Annotated in this window: 14 protein-coding genes and 1 other RNA gene; 6 read left to right on the forward strand and 9 right to left on the reverse strand. The window is 58.6% G+C overall.

Annotation, left to right across the window (positions count from 1 at the left end; all coding sequences use genetic code 11):
* Positions 1–98: 98 nt before the first annotated feature.
* From K9B32_RS00640 to cmoA, 6 genes are all read right to left on the reverse strand, one after another.
* Positions 99–317, reverse strand: a complete 219-nt coding sequence (locus K9B32_RS00640; protein ID WP_224560004.1) for a ribbon-helix-helix domain-containing protein — start codon at positions 315–317, stop codon at positions 99–101.
* 97 nt (positions 318–414) lie between these two features.
* A complete protein-coding gene (locus K9B32_RS00645; protein ID WP_224560005.1) occupies positions 415–609 on the reverse strand; it encodes a DUF4169 family protein in 195 nt (64 codons plus the stop codon).
* 50 nt (positions 610–659) lie between these two features.
* Positions 660–1,169, reverse strand: a complete 510-nt coding sequence (locus tag K9B32_RS00650) for an SspB family protein (protein ID WP_224560006.1) — start codon at positions 1,167–1,169, stop codon at positions 660–662.
* A 126-nt stretch (positions 1,170–1,295) separates the two neighbouring features.
* Positions 1,296–1,665: a transfer-messenger RNA gene (ssrA, locus tag K9B32_RS00655) on the reverse strand.
* 57 nt (positions 1,666–1,722) lie between these two features.
* Positions 1,723–2,469, reverse strand: a complete 747-nt coding sequence (locus K9B32_RS00660) for a methyltransferase family protein (protein WP_224560007.1) — start codon at positions 2,467–2,469, stop codon at positions 1,723–1,725.
* A gap of 14 nt (positions 2,470–2,483) precedes the next feature.
* Positions 2,484–3,245: a carboxy-S-adenosyl-L-methionine synthase CmoA gene (gene cmoA / locus K9B32_RS00665; RefSeq protein ID WP_224560008.1), complete on the reverse strand. Its 762-nt coding sequence runs from the start codon at positions 3,243–3,245 to the stop codon at positions 2,484–2,486.
* Positions 3,246–3,505: 260 nt separating this feature from the next.
* Between cmoA and K9B32_RS00670 the strand changes: the two genes are divergently transcribed.
* The 5 genes from K9B32_RS00670 to K9B32_RS00690 all read left to right on the forward strand — a co-directional run bounded on the left by K9B32_RS00670 (position 3,506) and on the right by K9B32_RS00690 (position 8,778).
* Positions 3,506–4,300, forward strand: coding sequence for a thymidylate synthase (locus tag K9B32_RS00670; protein ID WP_224560009.1), 795 nt, complete (start codon positions 3,506–3,508; stop codon positions 4,298–4,300).
* 12 nt (positions 4,301–4,312) lie between these two features.
* Positions 4,313–4,828 (forward strand): dihydrofolate reductase, encoded by a 516-nt coding sequence (locus tag K9B32_RS00675; RefSeq protein WP_224560010.1) that lies wholly within the window; start codon positions 4,313–4,315, stop codon positions 4,826–4,828.
* A gap of 153 nt (positions 4,829–4,981) precedes the next feature.
* On the forward strand, positions 4,982–6,061 hold the full coding sequence (hflK, locus tag K9B32_RS00680) for an FtsH protease activity modulator HflK (RefSeq protein WP_224560011.1): 1,080 nt from the start codon (positions 4,982–4,984) through the stop codon (positions 6,059–6,061).
* Between the two features lie 3 nt (positions 6,062–6,064).
* Positions 6,065–6,994, forward strand: a complete 930-nt coding sequence (gene hflC, locus K9B32_RS00685) for a protease modulator HflC (protein WP_007802191.1) — start codon at positions 6,065–6,067, stop codon at positions 6,992–6,994.
* 188 nt (positions 6,995–7,182) lie between these two features.
* Complete coding sequence (locus K9B32_RS00690; protein ID WP_007802189.1) at positions 7,183–8,778, forward strand: DegQ family serine endoprotease; 1,596 nt, start codon at positions 7,183–7,185, stop codon at positions 8,776–8,778.
* A gap of 124 nt (positions 8,779–8,902) precedes the next feature.
* Here the strand turns inward: K9B32_RS00690 and K9B32_RS00695 are convergent, their stop codons facing one another.
* Together K9B32_RS00695 and serB are read right to left on the reverse strand one after the other, a co-directional pair.
* A complete protein-coding gene (locus K9B32_RS00695; protein WP_224560012.1) occupies positions 8,903–9,469 on the reverse strand; it encodes a GNAT family N-acetyltransferase in 567 nt (188 codons plus the stop codon).
* Positions 9,466–10,356, reverse strand: a complete 891-nt coding sequence (serB, locus tag K9B32_RS00700; protein ID WP_224560013.1) for a phosphoserine phosphatase SerB — start codon at positions 10,354–10,356, stop codon at positions 9,466–9,468. The genes K9B32_RS00695 and serB overlap by 4 nt, the downstream gene beginning before the upstream one ends.
* A gap of 1 nt (position 10,357) precedes the next feature.
* Here serB and miaA point away from each other — a divergent pair, with 1 nt between their 5' ends.
* Complete coding sequence (miaA, locus tag K9B32_RS00705; protein WP_224560014.1) at positions 10,358–11,248, forward strand: tRNA (adenosine(37)-N6)-dimethylallyltransferase MiaA; 891 nt, start codon at positions 10,358–10,360, stop codon at positions 11,246–11,248.
* Positions 11,249–11,262: 14 nt separating this feature from the next.
* On the opposite strand, the gene K9B32_RS00710 is transcribed toward miaA, so the two are convergent.
* Positions 11,263–13,353: an ATP-binding protein gene (locus K9B32_RS00710; protein ID WP_224560015.1), complete on the reverse strand. Its 2,091-nt coding sequence runs from the start codon at positions 13,351–13,353 to the stop codon at positions 11,263–11,265.
* Between the last annotated feature and the right edge of the window lie 116 nt (positions 13,354–13,469).

Here is a 13,469-nt window from a genome sequence, read left to right on the forward strand (position 1 = left end):
AAAGAATGTGATTTCGAAGGGCGTGGGTGAACCTGGCTTCCCTTACGATGCGACAATCCGTACATTCGGGCCCGGCCTGCCGGAACCAGGGAAATGATCTAGCCGTCGCGCTTTGATTTCAGCCAAAGAAGGACGTAGACACGGAGTGCTGAAGAGAGGTTGCTTTCGGGTTGCCGCTGATCGTCTATGTCGGAAATAAGGACTGCGAGCGGAATGGCGCGCGTCTTGGCGATTGTGTTCAGTTCAATCCAGAATTCGTCTTCCAGAGAGAGGCTGGTGCGGTGTCCGTGCAGAGTAGCTGAGTGCTTGCGGATCATCGCAAGGCTTCAAAATTCGATTCAAGCTGCTGAGGATATGATTCCGGAAAGCTATCCAGTCGATTGATTTCGGAATCTTTTTCGTTTCTCCGGACGCTCATTCGTCGTCTTCGGATGTCTCGATCCGGCCTTGTTGATGAGAGCGTTCGGCTTTCTCGTTGAGCGCGTTCGTGAGCTGCTTTTCGGCCTTGGTGCGGCCGAAGGAGATGCGGTTTTGCTCCGCCTGTTTCTCTTTCTCGGCGCGGGCCTGTTTCTTTTTGAACTGACGGAGGTTGACGACTTCGGCGGTCACGGCTGGCCTCGATCGGAATTGAAAAAGGGAAGCAATTGCTTCCCTCCGTTTTACTGCTTCTTTCGGAAGGCGTCGAGCGAGACGACCGAACCAGGCTTCTTTTCCTCGCCATCCGCCTTGCCGGCGGGCGCTTCCTCGGCCTTCTCGGCCGAGACCGGATAAGCCGTGATTTCGGCGTCCGGAAGCTCGTCGCCGTCAGCCAGAGGTACGTCGAATTCCAGCTCGAAGTTGACGGAGGGATCGTAGAAGCCACGGATGGCGTTGAACGGAATGAACAGTTTTTCTGGAACATCCGAGAAGGAAAGGCCGATCTCGAAGGTCGTCTCAGTGACCTTCAACTCCCAGAACTGGTGCTGAATAACGATGGTCATCTGCTCCGGATACTTCGCCTTCAGGTGCTGCGAGATGCGAACACCTGGTGCGCCCGTGAGAAAGGTAATGAAAAAATGATGCTCGCCCGGCAGGCGGCCCGTCGCGGCAACTTCAGACAAAACCTTGCGGATGACGCCACGCAGTGCGTCTTGTGCCAGAATGTCGTAACGGATGTGATCCTGCCCCATACTTTCCTGTCTTTCTTTGGTTCGGACTCGTTTCCCAAGGCTGTATGGCATGCCGAGACGCCCTGGAAAAGGCCTGAGCCGAGTCATGCTTGACCAAACCATACATGATTTGCGCGCAAGGGAGAAGGTGAAGGCTTCTGTTGCCAGGTGCCTTCGGACCCCGCCTAGAGGTGCGAACCACTAGGGCTTTATTTGAAGTGTCACACCGCGATTAAGCAGCGAGACGAGCTTCCGCATAGTTGTCGTTTGCAACTACAATTTTAGCCCGATAACGGCGGTACAATGCCGAGCAAAAAGACGATCTTTACACCCTTGTCGATCCTGTTTCGCCCCCATCAAAAGCCGGCCATCTATTTGGCAGCCCGCCGGTTTTTGGTGGAGGCGCCGGGTACCGCCCCCGGGTCCAATAGGTTTATTACACCGCTCATTTATCGCCATAGCCGGCCCGAAGACCGGCACGGCTGATATAGTGTTTTCCGTTTCGTATGGGAAGAGGCCTCGTCACAAAACCGTGCCGTAGTGAGGCAGGAAAGCAAGAAGTTCGCTAACGGCCCTAGGAGATGGCCTTCGGATCATTGAAGACGCCACGCTTCTTAAGCAGGCTGACCATTCCGGTCGCGGCTCCGACGACGACAGTAAAGAAGCCAAGAAGAGAGATGTAGGGGAGGGGCAACGCATTGGCTGCGCCTGCAACCCGGTAGATCTCGATCAGAAGAACAGCCAACAGCGCGGCAGAAACAGTCGAATAGTCCTTCGCGATTACTCGCTTCACGTTGAATGCCATTCCATGGGTCGCCAGCGCAAAATTGCCGAAACGAAGCATCCAGCGAGGGACGTCCGCGCAGTAGGCCCGATATGCATCTCCAAACTTGTCTTCGAGGAACGCTTCTTCGGCATAGACGATGCATTGGTAGATGAACATGAAGAGAGCTATGCCGACAATCACGACGGTCGGATTTCCATGCAGCAGGAAGACACCTGCGTAAAGGAGCATGTTTCCGACATAGAGTGGATTGCGGCAAACGCCGAACATGCCTTCCGTCACGAGGTCGCTGGCGTAGACGCGCTTCTTCAAACCGCCCCGCCGGATATAGGCGTAGCCGATCACCGTTGCCCGCAGGGCCAGGCCGGCAAACACGATCAGAAGCGCGATCACGTCCTTGACACGCTCGGCCGCAACGCTTCCGCCAATTTCCGCCGGTGGCGGTGACATCAGGAACAAGGCGACGATTATGACCGGAAACACTTGGTTGCGGTACTTGAAGAAGAAGTTCCCGATGTGGATCATGGTTGCTTTCACGTTGGCCCCCAGCCTCACTTGACGGCTATGATGCCGCAGAAATTGTACCAGCGGAAAAAGACCTCGACGCTGCGAAAGCCGACTTCCTTCAGAAGCTGCATGTTCTCTTCAAGTCGATAGGGGATGAGCACATTTTCGAGTGCTTCGCGCTTCTGCGATATCTCGATTTCGGAGTAGCCGTTTCGTCGCTTGAAGTCGTAATAGTGCTGTATGAACAGGCGGTTGAAGGCGGTATCCTCGCTGGTCAACTTCTCGACAAGCAGCAGGCAACCCTGATCGTTCAGGCCGGAGAAGATCATCCTCATCACGCGCTCGCGAAACAGCGGGCGAATGAACTGCAGCGTCAGCAGCATCGTGACGACGCTGGCGTTGTCCATGTAGAGACCCTGGTGAAGATCGACGACTTTCAGATCCATCGGTCGCTGCGTGTCTGCAAGCTGGATTTTCTGTGCGGCTTTTTCCAGCATGTCAGGCGCATTGTCGACGCCGATGAAATTGACGGTCGGATCGATCACTCGGTCGAGGGTGAGCAACGTGGTCGCCGTTGAACAGCCAATGTCGTAGAGATTGGTCTTCGGTTTGGCGTAGTCCTGCGCTAGCTCGCAGACCATCCGCTGCATTTCTTCGTAATACGGCACGGATCGGCTGACCATGTCGTCAAAAACATCGGCGACCTTCGCATTGAATGTGAAGTCGCCGATGGGCTGATTCTGCTGGGCGAATACTTCGTCGCGCAGCTCTGCTCGCAGCTGCAATCGTACTGGGCTCTCGGCCATCATTTCCCCCAAAACTTGCGGCTGGCCCCAAGGGTGGTCGGCGACATTGTCGCCAGCATCCTGATGATGATTCCCCGTGGAGCGCCCCCGCGCCGAATACAGGGAGACATGTGAAGCTGACGATAACCTGAAAGTGCTCCGCGTCGCGGGTTGCATCCTGGCAGGTAGGGGTGGAGATTTGCCGGGATAATGACAGCGCGGCGATTGGTTTCGATGGTCAAAGCGCCTAAATAGGTGAGGAACAGAATCGGCGGCGGACGATGAAGCAGTATCTCGATCTCCTGAAGCATGCGATGGAACACGGAACCGATCGCGGGGACCGCACGGGCACGGGCACACGTTCCGTATTCGGCTATCAGATGCGGTTCGACCTGCAGAAAGGCTTTCCGGTTCTGACCACGAAGAAACTGCATCTGCGGTCCATCATCCACGAACTTCTCTGGTTTTTGCGCGGCGACACCAATATCGGCTACCTCAAGGACAATGGCGTCTCGATCTGGGACGAATGGGCCGACGAAAACGGCGACCTCGGGCCGGTCTACGGCGCTCAGTGGCGCTCCTGGCCGGCTCCCGATGGTGGCCGTATCGATCAAATCGCCAACCTCGTCGCCGGCATCGTCAAGAATCCGAATTCACGCCGGCATATCGTTTCGGCGTGGAATCCCGCCGAGGTGGATGACATGGCGCTGCCGCCATGCCATTGCCTGTTCCAGTTCTACGTTGCGGACGGCAAGCTTTCCTGCCAGCTCTACCAGCGTTCTGCGGACATCTTCCTCGGTGTGCCCTTCAACATTGCATCCTACGCACTGCTGACCATGATGGTGGCGCAGGTGACGGGCCTGAAGCTCGGGGATTTCGTGCATACGCTGGGTGACGCGCACCTCTATCACAATCATTTCGAGCAGGCGAAGCTGCAGCTTACCCGTACGCCGAAGCCGCTGCCTTTCATGCGCATCAATCCCGAGATCACGGACATCTTCGGCTTCACGTTCGATGATTTCGAGCTGATCGGCTATGAGGCCGATGCCAGCATCAAGGCGCCGATCGCCGTCTGATCGGAGAGTTTGATGTCTGAAATTCGCAAGACCATCGTAGTTGCCGTTTCCGACAACGGTATCATCGGGCGGGATGGCGACATGCCATGGCGGCTCTCGACCGATCTCAAGCGGTTCAAAGCTCTAACATTTGGCAAGCCTGTCATCATGGGCCGGAAAACCTATGAGTCCATCGGTAAGCCGCTGCCGGGCCGAGCAAATATCGTTATCTCCAGGCAGGCAGGGGCGATAGATCAACCCGATGTGCACATGGCCGGTTCGCTGGCCGAAGCCGTCAGTCTTGCCGAGGAAATTGCGCGCCAGAAAGGCGAGGGCGAAATCTGCATTATCGGTGGTGGGCAGATTTATGCGCAGGCCGTCGATCTAGCTGATCGACTGTGCGTTACACACGTCGAAACCTCTGTTGACGGCGACACATTGTTTCCCGTGATTGACCCGTCGCTCTGGAGGGCGACGGAGACGATCGACCTGCCGGCGGGCGACAAGGATAGCTATCCCACGAAATTCATTATCTATGACCGGCGCTAGCCGCTGAAAACCAACTATTTTCCAATAAATATCGTCAAGTTCCTCATGTTGCGTTGAAAGCAGATGCGGCGATACTTATAACGGTCACGATCGCCAGTATCCGCCGCCCCCGTGGGTTGGGCGATCGGGAGTTTAACGAATAACGAGGTTTTGATGCCCTGGAGCAATCAGAATGGCGGCGGCGGCCCTTGGGGCGGCGGCGGTAACAATCAGGGACCATGGGGGCAAGGGCCCAATCGCCCGCGCGGTGGCAAGGGCGGCCCGCCCGATCTGGAAGACATTATCCGGCGTGGCCAAGATCAGCTTCGCAACATTGTACCCGGCGGGTTCAATGGCGGCGTACTCGTCATTGTGGCGGCGATTTTGGTCGTGTTCTGGCTCTTCCAGTGCATCTACATCGTCCAGCCGGACGAGCGCGGCGTCGAATTGCGTTTCGGTAATCCGAAGGAAGAGATTTCCACACCCGGCCTGCATTTCCATTTGTGGCCGATGGAGACCGTAGAAATCGTAAAGGTGACGATGCAGCAGCAGAACATCGGTGCGGCATCGACGTCCTCCTCCTCGCCGAGCGGCCTGATGCTGTCCGGTGACCAGAACATCCTGAACGTCCAGTTCTCCGTCTTCTTCACGGTCAGCGATCCGAAGGCATATCTTTTTAACGTCGAGAATCCGGCTGAGACACTGCAGCAGGTCGCCGAAAGCGCCATGCGCGAAGTCGTCGGTCGCCGTCCGGCCCAGGACGCATTCCGTGACAATCGTCAGCCGATCGAGACAGAAGTCGCCAACATCGTCCAGGGAACCATGGACCGCTACAGGGCTGGTATCTCCATCGGCGCCGTGACGATCCAGGACGTGGCACCGCCGCGCGAAGTTGCCGATGCCTTCGAAGAGGTGCAGCGTGCCGACCAGGACAAGCAGCGACTGGTCGAAGAGGCCAATCAATACGCCAACCAGAAGCTTGGTCAGGCGCGCGGTGACGCCGCCCAAATCCGCGAAGCGGCAGCGGCTTACAAGAATCGTGTCGTCAAGGAGGCGGAAGGTGAGGCCCAGCGCTTCTCCTTCATCAACGAACAATACGCGAAAGCGCCTGACGTAACCCGTACGCGCCTCTTCCTCGAAACGATGGAGCAGGTTCTGAAGAATTCCAAGAAAGTCGTGATCGACGAGAAGCAGGGGGTTGTGCCTTATCTGCCGCTCAATGAGATCGGCAAGCCGGCACAGCAGGGAGGTTGAGCCATGACATCAAACAGGCTTCCTGTCATCCTCGGCATCCTCGCCGTCATCCTGATCGCGCTCTACTCCTCGGTCTTCGTGGTGAACGCGCGTGAACAGGCAATCGTTGTCCGCTTCGGCCAGATCCAGTCGGTGAAGACTGAGCCGGGCATCTACTTCAAGCTGCCGTTTGCCTTCATGGATGCCGACCGCGTTCAGATCGTCGAAAGGCAGGCGCTTCGCTTCGACCTCGACAACATTCGTGTCCAGGTTCGGGGTGGCGCGACTTTCGATGTCGATGCCTTCGTGGTCTATGACATCAGGGACGTGCGCAAGTTCCGAGAAACGGTCTCGGGCGATCGCGAGGCAGCGGAAGCGCGCCTTCGCACGCAGCTCGATTCTTCGCTTCGCCGTGTCTACGGTCTGCGCGACTTCGATGCTGCACTGTCGGAAGAGCGTGTGGCAATGATGCTTGAGGTTCGCGACGATCTGCATCGCGATGCCGAAGACCTCGGCCTCAACATCCAAGACGTCCGCATCCGTCGGACGGATCTGACGCGTGAGGTTGCGCCGAAGACCTATGACCGTATGCGCGCCGAGCGTCTTGCCGAAGCTGAACTCCTGCGCGCACAGGGTACGGAAGAGGGCCAGCGCCGCCGAGCTATCGCAGACAGGCAGGTGGTCGAGATCACCGCCGAGGCGCAACGCGATTCCGAAATCCTGCGCGGTCAAGGCGACGCCGAGCGGAACCGGTTGTTTGCGGATGCCTTCGGCAAGGATCCGGCATTCTTCGAGTTTTATCGCTCAATGGCAGCTTACTCGACGGCTCTGACTTCGCAGGACACGACGCTGGTGATCTCGCCAAATTCGCAGTTCTTCCGCTTCTTCAACGACGCAAACGGCGCGCCACGAAACGCACCGGCGCCGGCGATGCCGACCGCGCCGACGAACTGATCGACGCATCGGGACGTGCAGAAATACCAAGGGCCGGCAGCTTTGCCGGCCCTTTCTGCGTTGCGACATGATGTTCGCGAGCGTGGCGGACATATTGCGCGGGATTTCGCGAAAAGGTGATTTCACCCTCCATCATTCCGCCTTATGCTGGTGTTCAGAGTGCGTTTTATTTGAAATGAGGATGCTTGATGGCCCCGACGAACCGCCCGACCTTCAGACGATCGCTCGCTCTCCTGGCCGGCGCCGCACTTCTGGCTAATATTGGATTCACAGGCGCAGTCCACGCACAGGGCACGCCGCCGATGAACGGGCCTGCATCTGTTGCCGATCTTGCCGAAGGGCTCCTCAATGCCGTTGTAAACATTTCGACGTCGCAAAATGTCAAGGACGATGAGGGCGTTGGTCCGGCGCCGCGCGCGCCCGACGGCTCGCCTTTCCAGGAGTTCTTCAACGACTTTTTCAACAAGCAAAAGGGTAACAAGGGCGGCAACCACAACGTCAACTCGTTGGGTTCTGGCTTCGTCATCGATCCGCAAGGTTACATCGTCACCAACAACCACGTTATCGAAGGCGCAGACGATATCGAAGTCAATTTCGCCGACGGCACCAAGCTGAAGGCGAAGCTGATCGGAACCGATACGAAGACCGATCTTTCCGTCCTGAAGGTTGAGCCGAAGACACCGCTGACGGCCGTGAAATTTGGCGATTCCAGCGTGATGCGCATCGGCGATTGGGTTATGGCGATCGGCAATCCGTTCGGCTTCGGCGGGTCCGTGACTGTCGGCATCATTTCGGGACGCGGACGCAACATCAACGCCGGCCCCTACGACAACTTCATCCAGACGGATGCGGCCATCAACAAGGGCAATTCCGGCGGCCCGCTCTTCAACATGAAGGGCGAGGTGATCGGCATCAACACGGCGATCATTTCGCCGAGCGGCGGATCGATCGGTATCGGTTTTTCGGTGCCGTCTGAGTTGGCGGCCGGCGTCGTCGAGCAGTTGCGCGAGTTTGGCGAAACGCGGCGTGGCTGGCTCGGCGTGCGCATCCAGCCGGTTACAGACGATGTCGCCGACAGCCTCGGTCTTACGAGCGCCAAAGGTGCGCTGGTGGCAGGCGTCATCAAGGGTGGTCCGGTCGATGATGGCTCGATCAAGGCAGGCGATGTCATCCTGAAATTCGACGGCAAGCCCGTCAACGAGATGCGTGACCTGCCGCGCGTCGTGGCGGAAAGCCCGGTGGGCAAGGAAGTCGACGTCGTCGTTCTTCGCGATGGCAAGGAGCAGACCGTGAAGGTAACGCTCGGCCGTCTCGAAGACAGCGATCAGGCTGCCTCGAACGATGCCGACTCCAACAACAAGGGCGGGGTCATCAATCCGGATCCTGATGAAAACCAGGACATGGATGAGCCCGGTGATCAGCAGAGCCAGCCTATGCCAGATGGCAAGGGCAAGACGGATCAGGCGACACCCGATGCAACGAATCCGAAGAACGTGCTCGGCCTGTCGCTGTCGGAACTAAGCGCGGAGACCCGCAAAACCTTCGGTATCGCTGAAAGCGTAGATGGCGTGCTCGTCGCCGAGGTTGCGCCGGGCTCTCTGGCGGCGGAAAAGGGCCTGAAGCCTGGCGACGTGATCGTTGAGGTGGCGCAGGAATTCATGCGCTCGCCTGAAGCGGTTGCTGCTAAGGTGCAGTCGCTGAAGCAGGAAGGCCGGCGCAATGCGCAGATGATGATCGCGTCGGCGAATGGCGACTTGCGCTTCGTCGCAGTGCCGATGGAATAGCGAGACTAGGGCTTGGTTATCCCTTCGTGAAATCTTCCAAACGCTTCACTTTCGAAGCCTGCGTCGGCGACGGAGGCAAACGGACCACATTTTCCATATGCCTGACGTGCGTCGGCAGTTGGCGTCAGCCGATTCTACGCTCCCATTGTTGACGGCTGATCGTATAGAGAACGTGGCGTTTCAGATGTGGATGCGTGTCGGGAACGCGGGGATGGTCGAAATCACGATCCGGTTCGTGATGCAGGCCCAGTCGGCGCATGACCGCGGTGGAACGATGATTGTCCGCCACTGCGAAAGAGACGATCTCGGGAGGATCGAACTGGGTGAAGCCATGGCGAAGTGCCGCCGCTCCCGCTTCCGTTGCATATCCCTTGCCCCAATGCCGCTTCGCAAGACGCCAGCCGACCTCGATCGTGTCCGCCGCAAGGAACGGTTCCAGTTCGGGTTTCCAGAGACCGCAAAAGCCGACCGGCTCATCGGTTTCCTTCAGGGCTATGGCGTAGAAGCCAAGCCCTGAAGTCGCAATGGCATCGCGAATACTTTCCAGCATCGAATCTGCTTCAGCGCGATCGCGACGAAAGGCGAAGAATTCCATCACTTCAGGATCGGAATTGATCTCGTGGAAGAGCGGTCGGTCCATTTCGGTCCAATTGCGCAAAAGCAGGCGGTCCGTCGTTAAGATCACTGTCATGGCGTTACGAAATCGGTTTTGCGGTAGCCCTGGATATAAAGTAGGGCGGTGAGATCGCCGTGGTTGATCTGTATTTTCGCTTGCGCGGCAACGGTCGGCTTGGCGTGCAGCGCGACACCGGATCCGGCAAGTTGAAGCATCCCGAGATCGTTTGCGCCGTCGCCAACTGCGATGGCGTCGTCTGGCGAAATGCCGAGCTTTTCTGAAATATCGTTCAGTGCATCGACCTTGGCTTGTTTGCCGAGGATAGGTTCAGAGACGAGGCCGGAGAGGACGCCGTTCTCTTCTAGAAGTACGTTCGCCCGGTCTTCGTCGAAGCCGAGCGTCTTTGCGATGGGTCCGGTGAAGACCGTGAAGCCGCCAGAGACAAGCGCCGTATAATGTCCCTTCGATTTCATGGTGGCGATCAGTTCGGGGCCGCCCGGGGTTAGTGTGATGCGTTTGGCAATGACTTCGTCCACGACACCGATCGGCAATCCCTTCAACAGCACGACGCGCTCGCGAAGGGCCGGCTCGAAGGCGATCTCGCCGTTCATGGCACGAGCAGTGATCGCGGCGACCTTCTCCTTCAGTCCCACTTCGGCGGCGAGCTCGTCGATACATTCCTGGCCGATCATGGTGGAGTCCATATCGGCGATCAGAAGTCTCTTGCGGCGCGTCTCGGCATCCTGGACGACGAGGTCGATAGCAGCACTGTCGATGACGGCGAGAATGCTGGCTCGAGCGGCCTCCACGGCCGTCCCGTCCCTCAGCACGATATCGCAGGCGATTCCATCGGCAAGCCAGTAGAGGCCGGAAGCATCCACGGCGTCTGCCGCCTGCTCGGCAACCAGGGGCGTGAGAACAGGATTTGACGGATTGGCAACAAGCGTGGCAACGAGGGCCATGATGGAAAACCTTCTGAGCGCAGTGAACGCGATCCTGATAACCGGGCCGACCGCCAGCGGCAAGTCCGCGCTTGCCGTTGAATTGGCGAGAGAGCACGGTGGCGTCGTCGTCAATGCCGACAGCATGCAGGTCTACGATACGTTGCGCGTGTTGACCGCGCGGCCCTCGCAAGCAGATATGCAGGGCGTGCCGCATTACCTCTACGGCCATGTTCCGGCGAGCCGTGCCTATTCGACGGGCGCTTGGCTGCGTGATGTTAGGGATCTGCTGGAGCGTCTTCGTGCCGAGGGACGAAAGCCGATTTTTGTTGGCGGAACCGGCCTTTATTTCAAGGCGTTGACCGGCGGCCTTTCAGACATGCCCGTGATACCGGAGGATGTGCGCAACAGCCTCCGTTCACGCCTGCAGGAAGAAGGGCCTGACGAACTTTATCGACAGCTGCTAGAGCGCGATCCCACGGTCGCTGGCAGTCTTCGTCCGCAGGATGGACAGCGGATCGCAAGGGCGCTGGAGGTTCTCGAGGCGACCGGCCGCTCGATCGTCGATTTTCAGGCGCAAGCGGGGCCTGTGATCGTCGACCCATCGACGGCGCGCAAGATCGTCGTGCAGCCGGAGCGGAGCGTGCTCCACCAGCGGATCAACGGCCGGTTCGAAAAGATGCTGGAGCAGGGGGCAGAGGATGAGGTGAAAGCCCTGCTCGCCCTTTCGCTGTCGCCCGACATGCCTGTGATGAAGGCGATTGGCGTGGTGCAGATTGCGGCGATGCTGAAGGGTAAGCTGACCCGCGACGAAGTGCTGGAGCGGGGTGCGGCGACGACGCGGCAATATGCCAAACGGCAGATGACCTGGTTTCGCAACCAGATGGATGAGAGCTGGGAGCGCTTGCCGTAAAGCCGCGAGCGGCGTTAGTCCTTATCGTTCAGGCTGCTGAGAGGCTTTTTCAGTATGCTGTCACGGAGGGACATGCCGGGTTCGCGACGAACGCTCCCTGCGACAGTTGGCTTGTCGCCTTGTCCCGCTGACGGTTCTCCGCGGATTTCGCGTCTTAGAGCCTCGAGGCGACTGTCGATCGACGTTTCCGGCACCGCAGCGGTTGAGCGCGGTGTGGCGGCTAGGGACTCACGCTGCGAGCCTGCTCCCGGCAGCATATCGCGGCGATAGGGTTCGATCGGGGCAAGTGGCGGTGTTGCCGGCATGCGGGCAGCCATTGGTACCGACGGGTAGGAAGATGGTGCTGCCGGCCCGTCGAGGTCGTCATAGTCGTCTTCGTCCTCATAAGGACCGCTGGGCGGCATCGCGGCGGAATAGCTTTGCTGGAACGCCGAAATATCGGGACCGCTGACGGCACGCATGCGCGTCACGATCTTGCGCAGGTCGACGTTGTCAGGTTCCTCTTCGCTGACTTTCACATTGGCGCCATTGGCCTTGGGCAAGTAGCGCTCCTCGACGCGCGAGAAGCGCATTCGCATCGGAACGCTGATCGCTTCACCGAAGGCAATCGCCTCGCCGTTGCCGATCGAGGAAATGAAACTGGTCGTCGAGATCGACGAATTGGGAATCGCCGAGCGAATGATCTCCTGGTCGCGATCATTGGCTAGGCGCATGGCAAAGAGCGTCGAGCACTGCGACAGGATCGTTTGATCGAGTTCGCCGGGGCGCTGGGTGATAATCCCCAGCGACACGCCGTATTTGCGGCCTTCCTTGGCGATGCGGGCGATAGCCTGCCTGGTCGGGAAAAAGCCGAGATTTGGGTCCGACGGAATGTAGCGATGCGCTTCTTCGCAGACCACAAGCATGTGAATGGCGCCGTCACTCCACAATGCGATTTCAAAGGCCATGCGGCAGAGAACCGAGGCAACGGAGTTCACGACCTCGGACGGGATGCCGGACAGCTGGAAGGTGCAGATCGGTCGGCTATCGCCAGGAATACGGAAGATTTCCGCCACCGTCTCCATGATCGTGTCGCTGATCGTGTTGCTGGAGAACATGAAGTGGTAGCGAGGATCGTTGATGGCGGCGATGATACGCATCTTCAGCGATCTGAGGAGAGGCTTTTCGCCACGGCCCTCGAGCCGACCGATGCGCTCGTCGATCAAGGCGAGCAGGTCCGCCATGCGATACGGAACCGGCGTATCGGCCGTGATCGAACTTTTCTCCGTCGTACGACGGACGAGCGAGGTGTCGCTGCCGCGGAAGGCACGCTTTGCCTCCGGCAACAGGTCTCGCAGAACATCGACTTCTTCCGGAATAGGCGTGCGACCACGAAAAACGACCTCGGCGAACTCCTCCAGCTTCATCAGCCAGAAAGGTAGATCGAGCGTATCGGTGTCGATGACTACGGAGTGCTTCGGGAAGGCGGCGGCGAACTCGTTATGTGGGTCGAGGATCAGGACACGCAGCTTTGGATCGGCTTCGATTGCCTTTTGCAAGAGCAGTGAGACGGCGGTCGACTTGCCGACGCCGGTCGAGCCCACGATGGCGAAGTGTTTCGACAGCATGGAGGGGATGTGGATTGCAGCGTCGATGCTCTCGTCCTGCGTAAGCTTGCCGATGACGGCCGTCGTTCCGGTGCCGGCATCATAGATCCGCATCAGGTCGCTTGCGCGAATGCGATGGGCGATGGCGCCGAGATAGGGATAGCGGGAGATGCCGGTCGAGAACTGCTCGCGCCCATCCTCGTCGACGCGGACCTCGCCGAGCAGTTCGGTTTCGATCTGAAAGTAGTTGTCCTCTCCTTCACCCCAGCTGTGACCGCCGGTGTTCATGGAGTAGACGAGGGCGACCACGCGGTTTCGACCAACGCTGATCGAAATCAACCTGCCGACCGACCACAGTTCGGCCAACTCTGTGCCGCCAGCTTCGGCGACTGCGGCGATGGTGGCGCGAGACCCGCTACACGCAACAACACGACCGAGAAAACGGTTGCCCGGGGTCTGGTCATCGCGGCGGTCATGCTCGCCTGCCTTGCTTGAGGTGTGCAAGTCCTTGTTCAGCAAAGGGCTACTCCCTGCGGTAGCAAAAGAGGATATGAGCGAACGTTTAAGAAAGTCTTTTTGCCAAGGGTCGGCCTTCACGCACACGTTCGGGCGGTACGACCCTGCTCGATTTTTTA

It is taken from the genome of Rhizobium sp. 3T7 (assembly GCF_020166565.1).
GTDB lineage: Bacteria > Pseudomonadota > Alphaproteobacteria > Rhizobiales > Rhizobiaceae > Rhizobium.